The organism is Bradyrhizobium genomosp. I (2014) (genome assembly GCF_000261685.1).
Classification (GTDB): Bacteria; Pseudomonadota; Alphaproteobacteria; order Rhizobiales; family Xanthobacteraceae; genus Bradyrhizobium.
This window is the reverse complement of the sequence record NZ_AJQE01000049.1, coordinates 20,727-38,687: the sequence shown is the minus strand read 5'-3', so window position 1 is coordinate 38,687 and position 17,961 is coordinate 20,727. Positions and strand designations below refer to the sequence as shown.

20 protein-coding genes are annotated in these 17,961 nt (G+C 62.9%); 15 read left to right on the top strand and 5 right to left on the bottom strand.

Annotated elements, in window-relative coordinates; all coding sequences use genetic code 11:
• Positions 1-416, bottom strand: a 416-nt coding sequence (locus tag IC50_RS05895) for an ABC transporter ATP-binding protein (protein WP_035701647.1), incomplete at its 3' end; no start/stop codon positions are given.
• 88 nt (positions 417-504) lie between these two features.
• Here IC50_RS05895 and IC50_RS05890 point away from each other — a divergent pair.
• Positions 505-1,884: an amidase gene (locus IC50_RS05890; protein WP_035701645.1), complete on the top strand. Its 1,380-nt coding sequence runs from the start codon at positions 505-507 to the stop codon at positions 1,882-1,884.
• Here IC50_RS05890 and IC50_RS05885 read toward each other — a convergent pair whose 3' ends face one another.
• Positions 1,885-2,634, bottom strand: coding sequence for an aspartate/glutamate racemase family protein (locus tag IC50_RS05885; protein ID WP_035701643.1), 750 nt, complete (start codon positions 2,632-2,634; stop codon positions 1,885-1,887).
• Between the two features lie 2 nt (positions 2,635-2,636).
• Positions 2,637-3,347 (bottom strand): GntR family transcriptional regulator, encoded by a 711-nt coding sequence (locus IC50_RS05880; protein WP_081492380.1) that lies wholly within the window; start codon positions 3,345-3,347, stop codon positions 2,637-2,639.
• A 198-nt stretch (positions 3,348-3,545) separates the two neighbouring features.
• On the opposite strand from IC50_RS05880, the gene IC50_RS05875 reads away from it, so the two are divergent.
• From IC50_RS05875 to IC50_RS38890, 6 genes are all read left to right on the top strand, one after another.
• Positions 3,546-4,550 carry an ABC transporter substrate-binding protein gene (locus IC50_RS05875; RefSeq protein ID WP_035701642.1) on the top strand — a complete coding sequence of 335 codons (1,005 nt, stop codon included), beginning with the start codon at positions 3,546-3,548 and terminating at the stop codon, positions 4,548-4,550.
• Entirely contained in the window at positions 4,534-5,385 is an 852-nt protein-coding gene (locus tag IC50_RS05870; RefSeq protein ID WP_035701640.1) for an ABC transporter permease, read from the top strand. Before IC50_RS05875 ends, IC50_RS05870 begins: the two co-directional genes overlap by 17 nt.
• Positions 5,385-6,161 carry an ABC transporter ATP-binding protein gene (locus IC50_RS05865; protein ID WP_035701637.1) on the top strand — a complete coding sequence of 259 codons (777 nt, stop codon included), beginning with the start codon at positions 5,385-5,387 and terminating at the stop codon, positions 6,159-6,161. The genes IC50_RS05870 and IC50_RS05865 overlap by 1 nt, the downstream gene beginning before the upstream one ends.
• 3 nt (positions 6,162-6,164) lie before the next feature.
• Complete coding sequence (locus tag IC50_RS05860) at positions 6,165-6,902, top strand: maleate cis-trans isomerase family protein (protein ID WP_035701634.1); 738 nt, start codon at positions 6,165-6,167, stop codon at positions 6,900-6,902.
• Positions 6,863-8,323: a dihydropyrimidinase gene (gene hydA / locus IC50_RS05855; RefSeq protein WP_085973587.1), complete on the top strand. Its 1,461-nt coding sequence runs from the start codon at positions 6,863-6,865 to the stop codon at positions 8,321-8,323. Before IC50_RS05860 ends, hydA begins: the two co-directional genes overlap by 40 nt.
• A 251-nt stretch (positions 8,324-8,574) precedes the next feature.
• Positions 8,575-9,015 (top strand): ethanolamine ammonia-lyase light chain EutC, encoded by a 441-nt coding sequence (locus IC50_RS38890; RefSeq protein ID WP_081492379.1) that lies wholly within the window; start codon positions 8,575-8,577, stop codon positions 9,013-9,015.
• Here IC50_RS38890 and IC50_RS44010 read toward each other — a convergent pair.
• Together IC50_RS44010 and IC50_RS05845 are read right to left on the bottom strand one after the other, a co-directional pair.
• The gene (locus tag IC50_RS44010; protein ID WP_440588137.1) at positions 8,937-9,230 is read right to left on the bottom strand and encodes an amidase family protein; all 294 of its coding nucleotides are present in this window, start codon (positions 9,228-9,230) and stop codon (positions 8,937-8,939) included. The two genes, IC50_RS38890 and IC50_RS44010, sit on opposite strands and share 79 nt — an antisense overlap.
• Positions 9,231-9,576: 346 nt before the next feature.
• A complete protein-coding gene (locus IC50_RS05845) occupies positions 9,577-10,032 on the bottom strand; it encodes a MarR family winged helix-turn-helix transcriptional regulator (protein WP_035701629.1) in 456 nt (151 codons plus the stop codon).
• Between the two features lie 246 nt (positions 10,033-10,278).
• Between IC50_RS05845 and IC50_RS05840 the strand changes: the two genes are divergently transcribed.
• From IC50_RS05840 to IC50_RS05805, 8 genes are all read left to right on the top strand, one after another.
• Positions 10,279-11,328, top strand: coding sequence for a substrate-binding domain-containing protein (locus tag IC50_RS05840; protein WP_035701627.1), 1,050 nt, complete (start codon positions 10,279-10,281; stop codon positions 11,326-11,328).
• Positions 11,329-11,393: 65 nt separating this feature from the next.
• Positions 11,394-12,632: an urea ABC transporter substrate-binding protein gene (locus IC50_RS05835; protein WP_035701624.1), complete on the top strand. Its 1,239-nt coding sequence runs from the start codon at positions 11,394-11,396 to the stop codon at positions 12,630-12,632.
• Positions 12,633-12,693: 61 nt separating this feature from the next.
• Entirely contained in the window at positions 12,694-13,560 is an 867-nt protein-coding gene (locus IC50_RS05830; protein ID WP_035701621.1) for a branched-chain amino acid ABC transporter permease, read from the top strand.
• Positions 13,560-14,624: a branched-chain amino acid ABC transporter permease gene (locus tag IC50_RS05825; protein WP_035701618.1), complete on the top strand. Its 1,065-nt coding sequence runs from the start codon at positions 13,560-13,562 to the stop codon at positions 14,622-14,624. Before IC50_RS05830 ends, IC50_RS05825 begins: the two co-directional genes overlap by 1 nt.
• Positions 14,625-14,626: 2 nt before the next feature.
• Entirely contained in the window at positions 14,627-15,355 is a 729-nt protein-coding gene (locus IC50_RS05820; protein ID WP_035701616.1) for an ATP-binding cassette domain-containing protein, read from the top strand.
• Entirely contained in the window at positions 15,352-16,053 is a 702-nt protein-coding gene (locus tag IC50_RS05815) for an ABC transporter ATP-binding protein (protein WP_035701614.1), read from the top strand. The genes IC50_RS05820 and IC50_RS05815 overlap by 4 nt, the downstream gene beginning before the upstream one ends.
• Positions 16,054-16,137: 84 nt before the next feature.
• Positions 16,138-17,652 carry an amidase gene (locus IC50_RS05810; RefSeq protein WP_035701611.1) on the top strand — a complete coding sequence of 505 codons (1,515 nt, stop codon included), beginning with the start codon at positions 16,138-16,140 and terminating at the stop codon, positions 17,650-17,652.
• Positions 17,652-17,954 (top strand): putative quinol monooxygenase, encoded by a 303-nt coding sequence (locus tag IC50_RS05805; protein ID WP_035701608.1) that lies wholly within the window; start codon positions 17,652-17,654, stop codon positions 17,952-17,954. Before IC50_RS05810 ends, IC50_RS05805 begins: the two co-directional genes overlap by 1 nt.
• Positions 17,955-17,961 lie beyond the last annotated feature (7 nt).

Below are 17,961 nucleotides of genomic sequence, written 5' to 3'. Positions count from 1 at the left end.
CGCGGCAGCCGCTCGGCCATCGTCGGAAGCTGCACCAGTTCGAGCAGGCGCTGCGCCTCGCGCCGGCGCGTCGCCTTGTCCATGCCGCGGGCGGCGAGCCCGTAGGCCACGTTTTCGCTGATCGACAGATGCGGGAACAGCGCGTAATTCTGGAACACGATGCCGACGGCGCGCTTGTTCGGCGGCAGCGCATCGACGATGTCATCGCCGACGATGATGCGGCCCTGGCTCTGCGCGATGAAGCCGGCGATGATGCGCAGCAGGGTGGTCTTGCCGCAGCCGGACGGGCCGAGCAGGGCGATGATCTCGCCGCCCTTGACGTCGAGATTGATGTTCTCGACCGCGAGCGCGCCGTTCGGATAGCGGTGGGTGACCGCATCGACGACGAGCGAACGTCCGCTTGGCGCATCAGCCATGGTGTTGCCTCCCGTTACCCCAGAGGAGAAAGCAAGTCTCGTGCCCGCGCCTGTCGCTTTTCGACGCGGGTTTTGGCATGGTGGCCGGATGACATCGATTTGCGACCTCTCCGCCACAAGCATCGCGCGCGCCATCACGAAGCGCGAGCTGTCCTCGCGAGAGGTCGTCGATGCTTATCTGGCTCGGATCGCGGATCAGGACGCGCAATTGGCGGCGTTCGTGACCGTCGATGCCGACGGTGCCCGTCGTGCAGCGCAAACCTGTGATGCCGCGTCCACGCCGATCGGCCCGCTGCATGGCGTGCCTGTCGCGATCAAGGATCTCACCGACACCGCGGGGCTTGCGACCACCTATGGATCGGTTCTGTTCCGCGATCATGTGCCGGCCGAGGATGATCTCGTGGTCGCGCGGCTGCGTCGCGCCGGTGCGGTCGTTCTGGGCAAGACCAATACGCCGGAATTCGGCTTCGGTGCGGTCTGCACCAACAGATTGTGCGGGCCGACACGCAATCCGTTCGATCCCGCGCTGACCTCCGGCGGATCGTCCGGTGGCGCTGCTGTCGCGGTCGCGGCCGGCATGGTACCGCTGGCGCATGGCACCGATTTCGGCGGCTCGGTGCGCACACCCGCCAGCTTCTGCGACGTCGCCTCGATCCGTCCGACGCCCGGCCGCATCCCGTCGCCACGCCGTCCGCTCGGCTGGGACATGCTGGCGACCCACGGTTTTCTCGCCCGCGGTGTCGATGATCTCGCCCTTTCGCTGTCGGTCTGTGCGGGAGGTGATGCGAACGATCCGCTCTCGACTGCTGTCGGCAATGACAATCGGCCGCTCGCGGGACGTCCGCGGATCGCCGTCACGCCCGATTTCGGTGTTGCGCCGGTTGCGCGCAACGTCCGCGCCCGTTTCGCCGCTGCCTGCGGCGCGCTCGCGCGTGTTGCCGATGTCGTGCCGTCCTCGCCCGACTGCAACGGTGCGATCGAGACCTTCCGCACGCTGCGTGCCGCGCACATTGCCGACAGCCACGGTGCGCTGCTTAGGACGCGTCGCGCCGAGTTGACGCCCACGGTGGTCTGGAACATCGAGGCGGGTACAAGCCTCTCGGCCGACGATTACCTCAACGCCGAGCGCCGCCGCACTGCGATCTATCGGAGCTTTTGCGAGCTTTTCACCCGCGCCGATTTCCTGGTCGCGCCGGCGGCATCGGTCTTTCCCTGGCCAAACGAGATCAGCGATGTCACCGCGATTGACGGAGCGGCACTGGAGACGCCGATCGACTATCTCGCGGTCACTTTCATCGTGTCGCTGGTCGGCTTTCCGGTCCTGACCGTGCCGGTACGACGAGAAACGAGCGAATTGCCCTTCGGCATCCAGATCATCGCGCCGCCGGGATGCGAATCCCGCTTGTTTGCCTTTGGCCGTATCCTCGAGAACGAACTGGGTTTTTCGCATCGCCGGCCGCCTTGCTGATCAGCTGTCGCGATGCTCGAGCCGGGCGGCGAGCGCGTCGGCGAGGCCAATGGTCGGCTTGGCGGCGGGGCGGCGGAACGTGCCTGCCGTTGCCTTGCGCAGGCGCAGGGCAACCAACGCCTCGGCCTGCTTCACTGAAGCAACGACCTGGTCGACGACAGGGACGGGGATCCGGTCGGCGACGCGCTCGGCAAGGCCGGAGAGCGGCGCGCCTGCAAAAATCAGCACATCCGCCTCGTCCTCGACGATGGCGCGCTGGGCGAGCTTGACCAGCACATCTTCCTTCTCGGTGCCGACCTCGGAGATCGCCTGAAAGGGCGTATCGAGCATGCGGATGCCGGCGCAGCGCTCCCACAGCCCATGGGCGCGGACGCATTCCTCGTACCAGGGCCCCAGCGCCTGAGCGAAGGTGACGATGGCAAAGCGGCGTCCGGCCATGCAGGCGGTCAGCATCGCGGCTTCCGCCATGCCGACCACGGGAATGTCGAGGGTCTCGCGCGCGGCGAACAGGCCGGGATCGCCGAACGCCGCGATGATCGCAGCGTCGACCTTCCGATGCTGCTCGGCCAGCATCTCCAGCGCGATGGTGCCGCCGATCTGCGCCTCGGTGCGCGTCGCGATATAAGGCACGCCGCGGGTCGCGGTGCAGGGGATCAGCTCGGTCCCGGGGGAGGCCGCGCGTTGTCCGACACCCATCATCAAGCGCGTGACCTCGGTGCTGGTGTTCGGGTTGAGCAGCAGCAGCTTCATGGTCAGGCCGCCGTCTGCTTGATTTGAGGGGCGGCGAGGACTTCGAGTAGCGCGGTGCCGGTGCGCCGGACATGAGCGCCGAGCAGGCGGCCTGCCGCGTCGCTGTCACGGGCTTCGAGTGCGGCGAGAATGTCGGCGTGCTCGTCGACTGAATTGCTCCAGCGCCTGTTGGCGCCGAGCGCGAGGTAACGCGCACGCTCGGCGCGGGAGATCAGCGTCTCGTGCGCCTCGCGCAGCGGCGTGTTGCGGGCCATGCGGACGATGGTGTTGTGGATCTCGCCGTTGATGGCGAAATAGTCGTCGAGCTTGCCGTTGCGGTGATGACCTTCCATCCGAGTCTGAAGCGTGCGCAGGCGGGCGAGATCGCGCGCGGTGGCGCGCTCTGCTGCAAGCTCGGCGGCCAGCCGCTCGATGCCGGCGAGGGCCTCGAACAATTCCGAGATGCCGTCGACCGCGATATCGGCAATGCGCGGGCTGCGGTTGGGGCGAAGCTCGATCAGCCCCTCGGCCGCCAGCACCTTCATCGCCTCGCGCAACGGGGTGCGCGACACGCCGAGCTCCTTCGACAGCCGGGTCTCCTGCGTTTGCGATCCCGGCGGCAGCTCGCCGCGAATGATCATCGTTCGCATCCGCGCGGCGGCGCGCTCATGCAGGCCTATCCGCTTGAGCTTGGGCGACTTTCGTCCCTTCGGCGCATCCGATTTCTGCTGCACGCGTGCCTCACTGCTTCAATTCATGTTAGCCGTTTCCGGCCCTTCGAGTTGCCTAAAATACCGACGCATCTAGCTGAAAACAACGGCACAACGCGCAAATTGTATGCAGCATGCAAAATCTCCGTTGCGCTGCCGCAAAGGCCGGTCGATGATCGCGCCAGACGCGCGAGATCTCGCGCCTTCGAAACGGAGTAAGCGATGCGGACGAGTTTGCGACTGGGCCTCGTGGCGATGGCGGCAATGCTTGGCGGAAGCGATCTCGCCTTGGCGCAGACGGCGAAGATCAAGCTCGGTTACGCCAAATGCGCACACTGCCTGCCGATGTCGTTGGTCCCCGGGTTGGCCAGGAACGTCGAGGTCGAAGCCACGGGCTTCAACTCCGGCAATGACGTTCTCACCGCGCTGGTATCGAAGAGCATCGACGTCGCGCAGGTCACCTACCTCCACTACATCACCGCGCTCGACAAAGGATTCGACGTCGTCGCCGTATCGGGCCAGATCAACGGCGGCTCGGAATGTCTCTCCTCCGCGAAGCTGAACCTGCCGGCCGAAGACTGGGCCACGTTCAAGGCAACCGTCGCGAAGGCGAAGAGCGACGGCCAGCCGCTCAAGGTTGCTGCGTCCCGCGGCAACGCGCAGGACATCCACATGCGCGGCGCGTTCCTCAAGCAGGGGGTCGACCCCAACAAGGACATTCAATTCATCAACATTCCCAATCCGTCCGACCATCTCGCAGCGCTCCAGCGCGGCGAGGTCGACATGATCTGCTCGGTCGAGCCGTTTGCCTCGCAGATCCGGCTCGCCGGCGCTGGCAAACACTTCGTGCTGCCGTATGAACAGGCTGCTGGGAATCTCACGAACCTCATCGTCACCCGTTCCGACGTGATCGCGAGCCGGCGCGCCGGCGTCCAGGGCGTCGTCAGCGCGGTGGTCGAGCTCGACAACAAGCTGATCGCCGACAAGGGACCGTGGGTCGAGGTCATCAACAAGCTCACTGGCCTCGACAAGACGGTGGCGACCGAGGCACTGAAGAATGCATCACCCGATCCAGCGATCCATCGTCCGCAGACGCTGGCGATCGCGGCGATGATGCGCGACCTCAAGTACATTTCGAAGGACGTGTCCGCAGAAGCGGAGAAGAACATGGACTATTCGTTCCTGGAGCAGGCCACCGGAAAGGCCAAGAATGACCTCGGTTACTGACGTCTCGCCGGCCAAGCCGGCGTTTCGGCCGATGCGGGCGTTTCAGGGCCTGGAGCGCCTCGTCGTTCCCGCGCTGCTGATCGCGGGCTGGGAGGCATTTGCTCGCAGCGGCATGCTTCCGCCCGCGCTGCTGCCGGCGCCGAGCGCGGTGCTGCATGCCCTCGGCGACTGGGTGTTCGGCTTCGACGAGACCACGCAGACCTATTCCGGCCATTGGCTGCGTGATGCGCTCGCCAGCGCTCTTCGCGTGTTTGGCGGGTTTGCGCTGGCAAGTGCGCTCGGTATCCTCGCGGGGGTCGCGATCGGCTGGTCGCGCCTGTTCGAGAAGACGCTGGAGCCGACGCTGCAGATGCTGCGTCCGATCCCGCCGGTGTCCTGGATTCCGCTCGCGATCATCTGGTTCGGGATCGCCGACAAGCCGGCGATCTTCCTGGTCTTCCTCGGCGCATTCTTTCCGGTGCTGATGAACAGCATCCATGGCGTCAAGACTGTGGACCACAATCTCGTGCGCGCCGGCGCGATGATGGGCGCGAACGGACGGCAGATGCTGACCGACATCGTGCTGCCGGCGGCGCTGCCCTCGATCTTCGCCGGCCTGCGCATCGCGGTCGGCTCGGCCTGGATGCTGACGGTCACGGCCGAGATGGTCGCAGTGAAAAGCGGCCTCGGCTACGTCTTATGGGATTCCTACTATTTCCTGCGCTACGATATCGTGTTGGCTGCGATGATCTCGATCGGGCTGCTCGGCTATCTCTCCGACCTCGGCCTCAAGGCGATCATGGCGCGCACGCTGCGCTGGCAGCAGACCACCACCGTGCAGGGTAGGGCGGGCTGATGGCGGCAATCGAGCTTCGCAACATCGTCAAGGTGTTTTCCGACAAGCGGCGCGGCCGCGACCTGCTGACGCTGGACAACATCAATCTCGACATCGAGGCCAATGATTTCGTCTGTCTGCTCGGCCCGTCCGGTTGTGGCAAGTCGACCCTCCTCAACATCATCGCCGGCTTCGAGCACGCGACCTCCGGCCGCACGCTGGTGGATGGCAAGCAGGTAGAGCGGCCCGGTTCGGACCGTGGCGTGGTGTTCCAGCAGCCGACCCTGATGCCGTGGCTGACGGCAATCGACAACATCGCTTTCCATCTCAAGCTCAAGGGCGTCGCCAAGGCCGAGCGGCACCAGCGCGCCATGGAGTTCATCGATCTCGTCGGCCTGCGCGGTTTCGAGCATCATCATCCCTCCGAAATGTCGGGCGGCATGAATCAGCGCGTCGGCATTGCCCGTGCACTCCTGATGAACCCGAGCGTGATCCTGATGGACGAGCCGTTCGCGGCGCTGGATGCCCAGACCAAGCTCGAAATGCAGGAGGAACTGGTCGCGATCTGGCAGAAGCGCCGCTGCACCATCGTGTTCGTCACCCACAGTGTCGACGAGGCGCTGGTGCTCGGCAACAAGATCGTGGTGATGACCAGGCGGCCGGGCCGGATCCGCGAGGCCGTCAATTTCGACCTGCCGCGCCCGCGCGATATCACCAGCCCCGAGTTCAACGACGCCAAGCGCCACATCCTGGCCTTGATCCGGGAGGAGTCGACGCGCCTTGCGCAGGCGTCGTAAGGTATGGCTATGCGCAAGCGTCTCGGCATGATCACGCCGTCCTCCAACTCGGTGCTCGAGCCCGTCACCAGCGCCATGCTGGCCGGCGCTCCCGGCGTCACCGCACATTTTTCGCGCTTCCGCGTCACCGAGATTGCGCTCGACGCTGCCGCGCTGAGCCAGTTCGATGCATCCGTGATGCTTCCGGCCGCGGAATTGCTGGCCGATGCCAAGATCGACGCCATCGCCTGGAACGGCACCTCGGCGAGCTGGCTCGGGATCAGCCGCGACAGAAGCCTGTGCGAAGCGATCACGGCGCGCACGGGTGTCCCGGCGACGACGTCCACGCTCGCATGCATCGACGCCGCCCGCGCGCTCGGCGCAAAACGTGTCGGACTGGTCTCGCCCTATACCGATGACGTACAGCGACGGATCGCCGGTGTCTGGGCCGGGGAGGGAGTTGCGCCGCACGCAGAGCGGCATCTCGGTCTCCGTGACAATTTCTCCTTTGGCGAGGTCGCACCTGCCACGATCGGCGACATGATCCGCTCGGTGGTGGCCGACGGCGCCGATGCCGTCGTTATCCTCTGCACCAATCTCGACGGAGCCGAACTGGCCGCCTCGCTCGAACGGGAGTTGAACATCGCCGTGCTGGATTCGGTGGCGGTCACGTTGTGGCGGACGCTCGGCCTCGCCGGCGGTGACAACACGGTCCTCGAGCAATGGGGTCGGATCTTCCAGACGGTGCCAGTCATCAAGTGACGGAGACTCATGTGACGCAGCTCGATCTCGCCATTCGCGGCGGCACCATCGTGACGGCCAGCGACGAGTTTCGCGCCGATATCGGCATTCGCGACGGCCGCATCGTCGGCATTGCCGATCATCTTGAGGGCGCTGTGCGCGAGATCGATGCGACAGGCCTGCTCGCGCTGCCGGGCGGCATCGACAGCCACGTCCACATCTCCCAGCCGTCGGGCCCCGATGTGGTGATGGCCGACGATTTTGCCTCGGCGACGCGTGCGGCTGCTGCCGGCGGCAACACCATGGTGCTGCCCTTCGCGCTCCAGGAGAAGGGGACCTCGCTGCGGACCTGCGTCGAGACCTACCGCAAGCTCGCCGAAGGCGAGTGCTATATCGACACGGCGTTCCATCTCATCATCTCCGATCCGACCGCGGTCGTGCTCGGGCAGGAACTGCCGGCTCTGGTCAAGGACGGCTACACCTCCTTCAAGGTGTTCATGACCTATGACGACCTCGTGCTCAGCGACAGGCAGTTGCTCGAAGTCTTCGACGTCGCGCGCCGCGAGGAGGCGCTGGTGATGGTTCATTGCGAGGGCTATGACGCCATCCGCTTCCTCACCAGCAAGCTGGAGCGCGAGGGCCACATCGCGCCCTATTACCACGGCACCTCGCGGCCCCAGGCCGTCGAGCGCGAGGCGACGCATCGTGCCATCAGCCATGCCGAGATCGTCGGCGTGCCCATCATGATCGTGCACGTCTCCGGGCGCGAGGCGATGGAGCAGGTGCGCTGGGCCCAGCTGCGCGGATTGCCGGTGCATGCGGAGACCTGCCCCCAATACATCACGCTGACGGCCGACGACATGAAGGGCCTGAACATGGACATCACGGGCGCGAAATACGTCTGCTCGCCGCCGCCGCGAGATGTCGAGAGCCAGCAGGCGATCTGGGAGGGCATCACATCAGGCGTGTTCCAGACCTTCTCGTCCGACCACTGTCCGTTCCGCTACGACGATCCGAAGGGCAAGCTGACGCCGAATGCGCGCACCTCGTTCCGCTGGGTGCCGAACGGCATTCCCGGCGTCGAGACCCGGCTGCCGATCCTGTTCTCCGAGGGCGTCTCGAAGGGCCGCATCACCCTGCAAAGGTTCGTTGAGCTGACAGCGACCAACCACGCCCGCATCTACGGCCTCTATCCGCGCAAGGGCTCGATCGGCGTCGGCTTTGATGCCGACATCGTTCTCTGGGATCCAAAATTGAAGAAGCCCATCCGGCAGGCCGATCTGCATCACGGCTCGGACTACACGCCATGGGAAGGGTTCGAGGTCACGGGATGGCCGGTGACGACAATCGCCCGCGGGCGAATTGTGTGCGAGCAGGGACGGATCGTCGGCGACAAAGGCGCCGGCGAAGTTCTCAGCCGCGGCAAGTCGAGCCTGATCTGATCTTTCGTGTGGTCTGGCTCCGCGACGATGCCCGCGCTCGGTTCATCGGCCCGTCGCCGCGAATGGCGAACGTCGTAGGTTGACAATGCGCTGCTCGTCGACGGCGTGGCGCGCGATCTCGTCGGCCGTGGTCGGGTGAAAGAGGTCTTGAGCGGGCTCGGCACGGCACGGACCACGCTCGGTTTCCGCAACAGGACGGTGGTTGACGCCGTCGTGAAGCCGCTGAATGCGACGCGCGCCGCTCGGTCTCCATCATATACATCGGCGAACGGCCCGGTCTTTCGGCAACCGGCAGCCTCGGCGTCTACGTAACCTGCTTGCCACGGCCTGGCACGCGGGATTCGCGACGGAATTGCATATCCAACATCCACAACGGCGGGCTTGCGATCGATCGCGCAGCCGAAGGAGTAGTCTTGCCAGTTGCGGACGTGTTGATGACGGGTGTCAGCGGAGCCGGGTTGAAGGATGCATCAGATAAATCAACAAAAAGGATGGCGGCGATCTGCGGCCCGCGAGGTGGCAATCGACGGGTGGATCAGCCGCGTTCCTCTCTCATCGCTATCAGCAACGCTCAATTGATGAGCCGGCGAGGTCACGAAAGCTATTCTTCGGACTACATGGGCCAAGCGATTGATAACGCCAATCTGCCTTCGCATAGGGCGGCCGCATGTAGAACTCGGAAATCTTCGTGACGCCGCCCGATGAATTGGACGCCGACGGGAAGGCCGTTTTCGGCGAAGCCTCCGCAAATTACCGCGGCGGGCTGTCCCGTCTGATTGAACATGGCGGTGTATGTCGTGATGTCCAGGGGCTGTCCTTCGTCAGGGGCGGCTTGATCCGCCGGAAAACCCACGACGGGAGTCGTGGGTGCGACAATCAAATCGAATGGAAGCGTCCGCTCGATCACAGTGGCTTTTGCGCGTTCCAGTTCGTCGCCCGCTTTCAGCAGTTGCCCGGCATCGACCTTCGCGCCGCCGGCGATCAGTCCGTGAAGCGCAGGATGGATTCGCTGGCGCTCCTCAGTGGAGAGATGGGCCACTTCGTGGAAGGCGCGAGGGCCGAACACTGTTTCGAACGCAGCGGTGAGATCAAAGTCGAGCAGAGGTCCGATTGGACAAACTTCAGCAAGGCGGCCTCGCCATTGCAGATGCCGCCGACGCAATTGTGGCCTTGGTGATCACGATGTTAAAGACCGGGGTTAGTGGGGTCGGATTGCATGCCGCGGCCGCGAAGCTGCCCGTGGGCGAGAGCCATCATTCGTAGTTCAGTGCTTCACGCCCGCGAACAGGATATGGATGCGTACCAATGCGGTCGCTAAGCAGCTCCGAAAGCAGGTTCGTCAAAGCTGCGGCATCCGATGCGCCGAGCCTGTCCAGAACGTCCTGCTGAATGGACTTGATGAGTGGGCCGATATCCTTGAATTGCGCTGCGCCTCGCTGCGAGAGGAAAATCAGGACCCTGCGCCGGTCATGTGGATCGGGAGCGCGATAGACCTGCGCCGACTCGACCATTCTATCGATGATCTTTGTGAGCGTTGGACCATCGACAAAGAGCCGGGTTGCCAGGTCGCCCATCGCCAGCCCGTTTCTTTCGGTCAGCGCCTCGAGCACGCGGTACTGGTGAAGAGACATGCTTCGTGGCTTGAGCTCCGCTTCCAGCATCTGCTCAAGCCGGCGATTCACACCTCGGATGAGTTCAGGGAGGTCCACGTTGCACCTTCAGCGAATTATTTGATATTTCAACATTTGCCTTGGAATGTAAAAGGGAGCAAGCGAAAAGCAGATTTGAGCGCAAATGCCTAGTGAAGCGGCTAGTGCATCAGGTGGCGCCGCGAAAATGGGCAGGTTGCTTTCCAGATCGAGTGTTTTCGTAGTGAAACGGGCTCAAGCGGCACTGGATTGCCGTTGGCACGATTCGTGAGTGCTCTGTGCACGGAAAGTGCGGAGACACCACCGTTGCGTAGCGTCCGGATATGTCTGCTCATACCGCAGAACGGCGCTGCGGGGCTTTGGGCCCCGTCAGCCGAGGCGTGCGGACGCCTGGCCGTCGACGAGATCAACGGAATGTCCGGCGTCCTGCGACGTCCAGTTGAATTGCACGTCGTGAACGCCGGAGAAACCGGTCCAAGCGCGGGCCGGGCCGCGCGCGATGCGATCGAAATCGATGGTGTTGACGGCATAGTCGGGATGTTGCCGAGCTTCGCACGCGATTTCGTGGCGCGCGCTGCCGGTGGTCGCGTTCCGTTTATATATACCCCGCAGTTCGAGGGCCGCTCATCGACGCTGGACGTCATGGCGACCGGTGAGACAGCCGAAGAGTTGCTTGCTCCAGCGGTTCAGTGGCTCTCGGAAACGAGGCGTGCGCGCCGCTATTTTCTTTGCGGCAATGATTACGTATGGCCTCGTTCATCCCTTCAGATTGCGCGTGCATTGATCACCCGCTTTGGCGGCGCGGTCATGGGTGAATACTATCTGCCTGTTGGCAAACATGACTTCGACGAGATACTGGAGCGGATCAAGGCAACGCGCTCGGACGTTGTTCTTCCGTATTTCCTTGGCGGCGATTGCATCGCATTCAATCGGGCCTTCTATGCGGCAGGGTTGAGCCCGCGTGTGCTGCGATTTTCCTCGGCGGTCGACGAGACCGTAGCGTACGGTCTCGGCTTGAACGAAACCGAGAATCTCTACGCCGCATCGAGCTATTATGGATCGATCCGCTCCCGCAATAATGGCGCGTTTCTGGAGCGTTACCACACGGCGTTCGGCGATAGTCCGCCTCCTGTGAATGCCTTTGGTCAGTCCTGCTACGAGGGCATCTACTCGCTCGCGTCCTTGATCGAGGAAGCCGCCAGCCTCGATGCGCGCAAATTGACGCGCCTGTACGGAAGGACGTTCCAGCGGCGCACGGCACGAGGCGATTTGGCGCAATCGGTGGTCGGCGGTCGTCATCCCATCTATCTGGCGCAGCTCGACGGGTACGATTTCTCCATCATCGCGCGGCGATAAATCGCTTGCTTTTTCAAATATTGTATTCTTAATATTTTCCATCTCAAGAACTGATGGGGACCTTTATGACTTTCTCTCGCCGTCGCTTCCTGCAGCGCTCAGCTATTGCAACGACGACGTTGATTGCTGCGCCAGCAGTTTTTCGTTCCGGCGCGTTCGGCGCAGAAAATCCGATCGTCGTTGGCAGCCTGCACGACCAATCTGGTCCGATCGCAGCGTCCGGCACGCCGATGGTCTATGCGCTGCAGCTTGCGGTCGATGAGATCAACGCTGGCGGCGGATTGTTGGGCCGACCGTTGAAGGTCATCCACTACGACACGCAATCTAATATTCAGATGTACTCGCAATTTGCTCAGCAACTTGCGGTGAAAGACAAGGTCGATGTCGTTCATGGCGGCATCACTTCGGCTTCGCGCGAGGCGGTGCGTCCGACCTTTGATCGTTTCAAGGTGCTGTACTTCTACAACGTTCTCTACGAGGGCGGTGTTTGCGATCGCAATACTTTCTGCACGGGGACGACGCCCGCCCAGACCGTGGAAAAGCTCGTCCCGAGCGCAATGAAGAAAGCGGGCAAGAAGGCCTACATCATCGCCGCCGACTACAATTATGGCCAGATCACCGCAAAGTGGATGACGAAATACGTCAAGGACAATGGCGGCGAGGTGCTGTCGACTGACTTCTTCCCGCTCGATGTCACCAATTTCGGCACGACCATCTCGAAGATCCAGGCGGCAAAGCCCGACCTCATCCTGTCGGCATTGGTCGGCGGCAATCACACTGCCTTCTACCGGCAATGGACCTCCGCTGGCATGAAGAGCAAGATCCCGATCGCGTCGACCACTTTCGGCCTCGTCAACGAGCCGACCACGCTCGATGCGGCCGAGAGCGATTCCATTCTCGGCGCCTACGGCTACTTCGAAGAGCTGACCACGCCGGCCTCGAAGAGCTTCGTCGAGAAGATCAAGAAGGCCCATCCCGACTCGCCCTATGTCAGCGAGCTGGCTGCCTGCACCTACGAGGGCGTCATGCTTTGGGCCGCCGGCGTGAAGAAAGCCGCCAGTATCGATCGCATGAAGGTGATCGCGGCTCTGGAGGACGGAATCGCTTTCGACGGCCCGAGCGGCAAGGTCGCGTTGGACAAGCCGACCCATCACACCACCCGCAACGCGTTCCTCGCCGAGGTGAAGGACCGCAAATGGTCGGTGCTGGAGAGTTACTCCGACGTCAAGCCGGCCGATACTGCGAGTGTCTGTGATCTCGTCAAGAACCCGAACGACACCAAGCAGTACATCATCAATCTCTGACACGGCCGGGCCTCGCCCAGCGGCGAGGCCCGTAGCATTGAGGGACCGAAAGAATCCAAGAATGGCGATCTATCTCATCGTCGCGCTCGACGTCCTGAATGGAATATCGTCGCTGTTCCTGCTGTGCCTCGGACTGGCGATCATCTTCGGCATGATGAAGATCATCAACCTCGCCCATGGCGAGTTCATCATGCTTGGTGCGTATGCGACTGTCATATCGGCCAATGCCGGCGTCAACATATGGATTGCAATGCTGGTCGTTGCGCCGCTCTTCGTCGGTCTCGTCGGCCTCGTCATCGAGCGCTGTCTTATTCGCTTTCTCTACGGTCGTCTCGTCGATTCGATGCTCGCGACCTGGGGGCTCAGCCTTCTAATCATCGGAATCGTCACTACAATCTACGGCAACACTCAGCAAGGCGTGCCGACCCCGCTCGGCGGCTTCTCGATCGGGTCGTATCAGTCGAGCTATTACACGCTGTTCCTGGCCGGGATGGCGATCGTGATGATGGCCGTCGTCTACGGCGTGATGAGCTATACTCGCTTCGGCCTGATCGCCCGCGCCACGATGCAGAACCCCGCGATGGCGGCCACGCTGGGCGTCAATCCGGCGCGGGTCTACATGAGCACGTTCGCGGTCGGGGCGGCCATCACAGGTCTCGCCGGAGGTCTGCTGGCTCCGGTTTCGGGCATCACGCCCGGCATGGGTGGCGCCTACGTCGCGAAGGCCTTCATGACCGTTGTCGGGGGAGGCGCCGCCATTCTGTCGGGGACGATGTCGGCGGCGAGCCTGTTCGGTGCCGTCAATCAGGTCGGGGCCTTCTTCACCACGCCGGTCTACGGCGAAGTCCTGGTGTTTACGGCGGCGATCGTGCTGATCCGCCTGCTTCCGCAGGGGATTTCCGGCCGCTTCTTCAAGGGGAATTTGTAATGCCCGCCCGCTTTCGCCTTGTGGCTCAGGCGGTTGCCGTCATTGTCGCGATCATCGCGATCGCGCTCATTCCCAGCGTGATCGAGCTCTTTGCGCTGATGCAGTTGACGCTGTTCGCGGCAATGGCTGTGCTGGCGCTCAGCCTCGCCTTCATCTGGGGCTTTGGCGGTATCCTGTCGTTCGGACAGACGGCCTTCTTCGGCCTCGGCGGCTATGCCTATGCGATCGCCGCGGTCAATTTCCAGGATTCAACGCCGTCGATCCTGCTTGCCATTATCATTCCCTCGTTGTTCGCCGCGATCCTCGGCTACTTCATCTTCTTCGGTCGCATCTCCGACGTCTACCTCGGCGTGATCACGCTCACCGTGACACTGATCCTGTTCAACTGCGTCAACTCGACCTCGGGCGATGAGTACAGGATCGGCAAGGCGTTGCTCGGCGGCTTCAACGGCATGCCGGCAGTCCCCACCTTCAACGTTCCTTTCTATCCGGACCAAATCCTGTCACCCGAGCAATCATGGTGGGTAACGGGCGGAGCGCTGCTCGGGATATTCCTGCTTCTGCGTTTGCTGCTCTCCCTTCCGGCTGGACGCGTCATCGTGGCCGTACGCGAAAACGAGGTTCGTGCCTCGCTGCTCGGCTACGACCCGCGCAAGGTCAAGCTGCTAACCTTTATCCTGAGCGGAGCGATCGCCGGGCTCGCCGGTGCACTCTACGTCAATTGGGGCGCGTTCGTTGGGCCGACTATCTTCAGCCTGTCGCTGTCGGCGGAGATCATCATCTGGATTACTGTGGGCGGGCTCGGCACCTTGCTCGGACCTATCGTTGGCTGCGTGCTGATCGAATACATTGTCGCCTATATCGGCTCTCAGCAGGCCTTGAATTCCAACCTCGTGCTCGGCGCCGTTCTGGTCGTATTCGTGCTGCTGCTGCCCAAGGGACTGGTGCCGACGGCGCGCGATCTGCTGATGCGGCTCGTGCCCGCGCCGAAACCGAAGGCGCAACACGCAGATGATCGTGTGCCGCCGCCGGTAGCCGCCTCCCACATGGCCGGAGCCGAATGACCATGGCAGACCTCGTACCCCTGCTCAAGGCCGAGCACCTCACGATGCGTTTTGGCGGCGTGGTCGCCAATGACGACATCACTTTCACCTTGGAAGAGATGGAGCTGCGCTGCCTGATCGGACCGAATGGGGCTGGCAAGAGCACGTTCTTCAAGACTCTGACCGGCCAGCTGGTTCCGACTTCGGGCGCAATTGCGTTTCGCGGACAGCCGATTGCGGGCAAGCTTTCGCACGAAATTGCCCGGATGGGGATCGGCATCAAGACCCAGGTGCCGAATGTCTTCAACGGTCTTTCGGTGCGAGAGAACGTCTGGCTCGCCGTTCGCCGCAACGCCACGCCGCGTGCCCAGGGGCCGGCGGTCGATGCCGTGCTGGAGATGATCCGGTTGACGGATCATGCCGACCGCATCGTGGCGACGCTGTCACACGGCCAACGACAATGGGTTGAGATCGGTATGGTGCTCGCGGCGGAGCCGGAGTTGATCTTGCTCGACGAGCCGGCCGCCGGGATGACCGACGAAGAGACCCTGCACACTGCCGCCATCATCCGCGAGATCAACCAGACCCGGGCCATCATCGTCGTCGAGCACGACATGGAGTTCATCAAGCAGATCGCAAAGAGGGTGACGGTCTTTCACCAGGGCCGGGTGCTGGTCGAAGACACCGTGGACAAGGTCCTGGCCGATCAGCGCGTGCGCGACGTCTATCTCGGCAAGAAGGTGGCGGCATGAGCGCGCTTCTCGAGGTCCGCGATTTGCGATCCGGCTACGGCCGCATCCCGATTCTGTTCGGTCTCGACATGGTGGTTCAGGATGGCGAGTATCTCGGCATTCTCGGCCACAATGGCATGGGCAAGACCACGACGCTGCGAGCGCTGATGGGGCATCTGCCGACGACGGGTGGCGCCGTCACGTTCGCCGGCAAGACGATCACGCATCTCAAGCCATATGAGCGGTCCAGGCTTGGGATCGGGCTCGTGCCGCAAGGACGAGAGATATTTCCCGACCTGAGCGTCCTTGAGAACCTGCGAATGGGCCTCGCAGCGGCTCCGAAGGAGGACCGTTCGGTCATCGACGCGGTGCTGCAGGACTTTCCGCGCCTGGTGCGGCTGCTCGACCGGCGTGGTGGAGCCCTGTCGGGCGGCGAGCAGCAATTGCTGGCCTTGGCGCGCTGTCTCTGCACGAAACCCCGGCTGATCCTGCTGGACGAGCCGACCGAGGGTATTCAGCCATCGATCATCGAAGAGATCGTCGAGACGCTGCTCGCGCTGAAGCAGCGGTGGAAGATGTCGCTGATCGTCGTCGAGCAGAACCTCGAATTCATCACATCCCTGTCGGACCGAATCCTCAATATCCAGAAGGGGCGCATCACCGGTGAGCTCGACCGGGAAAGCCTATTGGTTCGGGACGGCGCCATGCACCCTACCTAGGTTCGAATTCCGGCGCGGCAGCGCCGGCCATTGCAATTGCTGACTTCGTTACTGCCAGCTTGTCCTCACAAGAAAGGATGTCCTATGTCTATCAAACGCCCGACTGCCGAAGATGTCGCCGAGCTCGCCGCGAGCCTGCACATGAACATGACGGTCGAAGAGGCCGGAAGCTATCTTGCGCTCATGGGTGGGATGTTCGACGCGTACGACGTCATCGACGAGCTGCCGAACCCGCTGCCGCCGGTCAAATATCCGCGCATGCCGGGCTCCAAGCCGATGCCGAAAGACAACAAGTACGGTGCGTGGGCGATCAAGACCGAGGTCAAGGGTGCGGCCACCGGCAAGCTCGCGGGTCGTACCATCGTGCTGAAGGACAACGTCGCCCTGGCCGGCGTCCCCATGATGAACGGCTCGACCACGCTCGAAGGCTTCATTCCCGCCGCCGACGCGACGATCGTGACCCGCATTCTCGATGCCGGCGGCACCATCGTCGGAAAGGCCGTGTGCGAGCATTTTTGCCTGTCGGGCGGCAGTCACACCTCCCATCCCGCTCCGGTTCATAACCCGCTCAAGATGGGGTATTCGGCGGGCGGCTCCTCGTCGGGAAGTGCTGCGCTGGTCGCAGCCGGCGAGGTCGACATGTCGATCGGCGGCGATCAGGGCGGCTCGATCCGTATCCCGGCATCCTATTGCGGCATCTACGGCATGAAGGCGACGCACGGGCTGGTCCCGTACACGGGCGTGATGCCGATCGAGTCGACGATCGACCACACCGGTCCGATGACGGCCAACGTCGCCGACAATGCGTTGTTGCTGGAGGTGCTGGCCGGCGCCGACGGGCTCGATCCCCGCCAATATGCGCCGAAAGTGACGAGCTACACGGAGATGCTTCGCAAGGGCGTGAAAGGCATGAAGATCGGCATCCTCAAGGAAGGATTTGCCGTTGCGAACATGCAGGAGGGCGTGGCTTCCAAGGTGAAGGCTGGTGCGGAGCGGTTCGCAAAGCTCGGTGCCAGCGTATCGGAGGTGTCGATCCCCGAACACCTTCATGCACTCGCGGCATGGAACCCGATCACGCTGGAAGGTTTCCTGGTCCAGATGATGATCGGCAATGGCATGGGGTTCAACTGGAAGGGACTTTATGACGTTGGCTTGGTCGACGCCCATTCCGGTTGGCGCACGCGTGCCGACGACCTGTCGGAGACGCTCAAGCTCACCATGCTGGTCGGGCAGTGGGGCGTCAGCCACTATCGCGGTCGCTACTACGCCAAATCGCGCAACATCGCGATCGCTGCTAAGGCCGCTTATGATGCGGTATTCGGCTCCTGCGATCTTCTGCTGATGCCGACCTTGCCCTGTGTCGCCACGCCGATCCCGGCCAAGGACGCGCCGCTCTCCGAGATCGTCCAGCGCGCCTTCGAGATGACGGCCACGACCAGTCCGTTCGACGTTACCGGCCATCCCGCAATGACCATACCCTGCGGCCTTTCGGACGGCCTTCCGGTCGGGCTGATGCTGATCGGCAAGGACTACGATGAGGCGACCATCTATCAGGCGGCCAGCGCCTTCGAAGCCGATGGCGATTGGAAGAAGTTCTGATGATCACCATCACCGCCGTCATCAAGGCAAAGTCGGGACACGAGGTCACGATGCGCGACGCACTCCTAACCGTCGCCGCGAATGTCGCGGCGAACGAGCCGGAGACGATCGGTTTCTTCATCTCGCAAAGCGAGAATGATCCCTGCGTGTTCACAACGTATGAGCGATTTTCCGACAAGGCGGCGATGGATCGTCACAATGGTTCGGCGGTCGTCGCCACCTTCTTCGGGATCGCCGGGCCCATTCTGGATGGAGAGGTCACATTGGTGACCTCTACGGAGGTGTCGGCGACAATCCGGTAAGCCGGCA

Excerpts from the sequence above, each read along its gene's own strand:
- IC50_RS05890 (WP_035701645.1), top strand. The coding sequence starts at position 505 with ATGACATCGATTTGCGACCTCTCCGCCACAAGCATCGCGCGCGCCATC.
- IC50_RS05885 (WP_035701643.1), bottom strand. The coding sequence starts at position 2,634 with ATGAAGCTGCTGCTGCTCAACCCGAACACCAGCACCGAGGTCACGCGC.
- IC50_RS05875 (WP_035701642.1), top strand. The coding sequence starts at position 3,546 with ATGCGGACGAGTTTGCGACTGGGCCTCGTGGCGATGGCGGCAATGCTT.
- IC50_RS05870 (WP_035701640.1), top strand. The coding sequence starts at position 4,534 with ATGACCTCGGTTACTGACGTCTCGCCGGCCAAGCCGGCGTTTCGGCCG.
- IC50_RS05865 (WP_035701637.1), top strand. The coding sequence starts at position 5,385 with ATGGCGGCAATCGAGCTTCGCAACATCGTCAAGGTGTTTTCCGACAAG.
- IC50_RS05860 (WP_035701634.1), top strand. The coding sequence starts at position 6,165 with ATGGCTATGCGCAAGCGTCTCGGCATGATCACGCCGTCCTCCAACTCG.
- hydA (WP_085973587.1), top strand. The coding sequence starts at position 6,863 with ATGGGGTCGGATCTTCCAGACGGTGCCAGTCATCAAGTGACGGAGACT.
- IC50_RS05835 (WP_035701624.1), top strand. The coding sequence starts at position 11,394 with ATGACTTTCTCTCGCCGTCGCTTCCTGCAGCGCTCAGCTATTGCAACG.
- IC50_RS05830 (WP_035701621.1), top strand. The coding sequence starts at position 12,694 with ATGGCGATCTATCTCATCGTCGCGCTCGACGTCCTGAATGGAATATCG.
- IC50_RS05825 (WP_035701618.1), top strand. The coding sequence starts at position 13,560 with ATGCCCGCCCGCTTTCGCCTTGTGGCTCAGGCGGTTGCCGTCATTGTC.
- IC50_RS05820 (WP_035701616.1), top strand. The coding sequence starts at position 14,627 with ATGGCAGACCTCGTACCCCTGCTCAAGGCCGAGCACCTCACGATGCGT.
- IC50_RS05815 (WP_035701614.1), top strand. The coding sequence starts at position 15,352 with ATGAGCGCGCTTCTCGAGGTCCGCGATTTGCGATCCGGCTACGGCCGC.
- IC50_RS05810 (WP_035701611.1), top strand. The coding sequence starts at position 16,138 with ATGTCTATCAAACGCCCGACTGCCGAAGATGTCGCCGAGCTCGCCGCG.
- IC50_RS05805 (WP_035701608.1), top strand. The coding sequence starts at position 17,652 with ATGATCACCATCACCGCCGTCATCAAGGCAAAGTCGGGACACGAGGTC.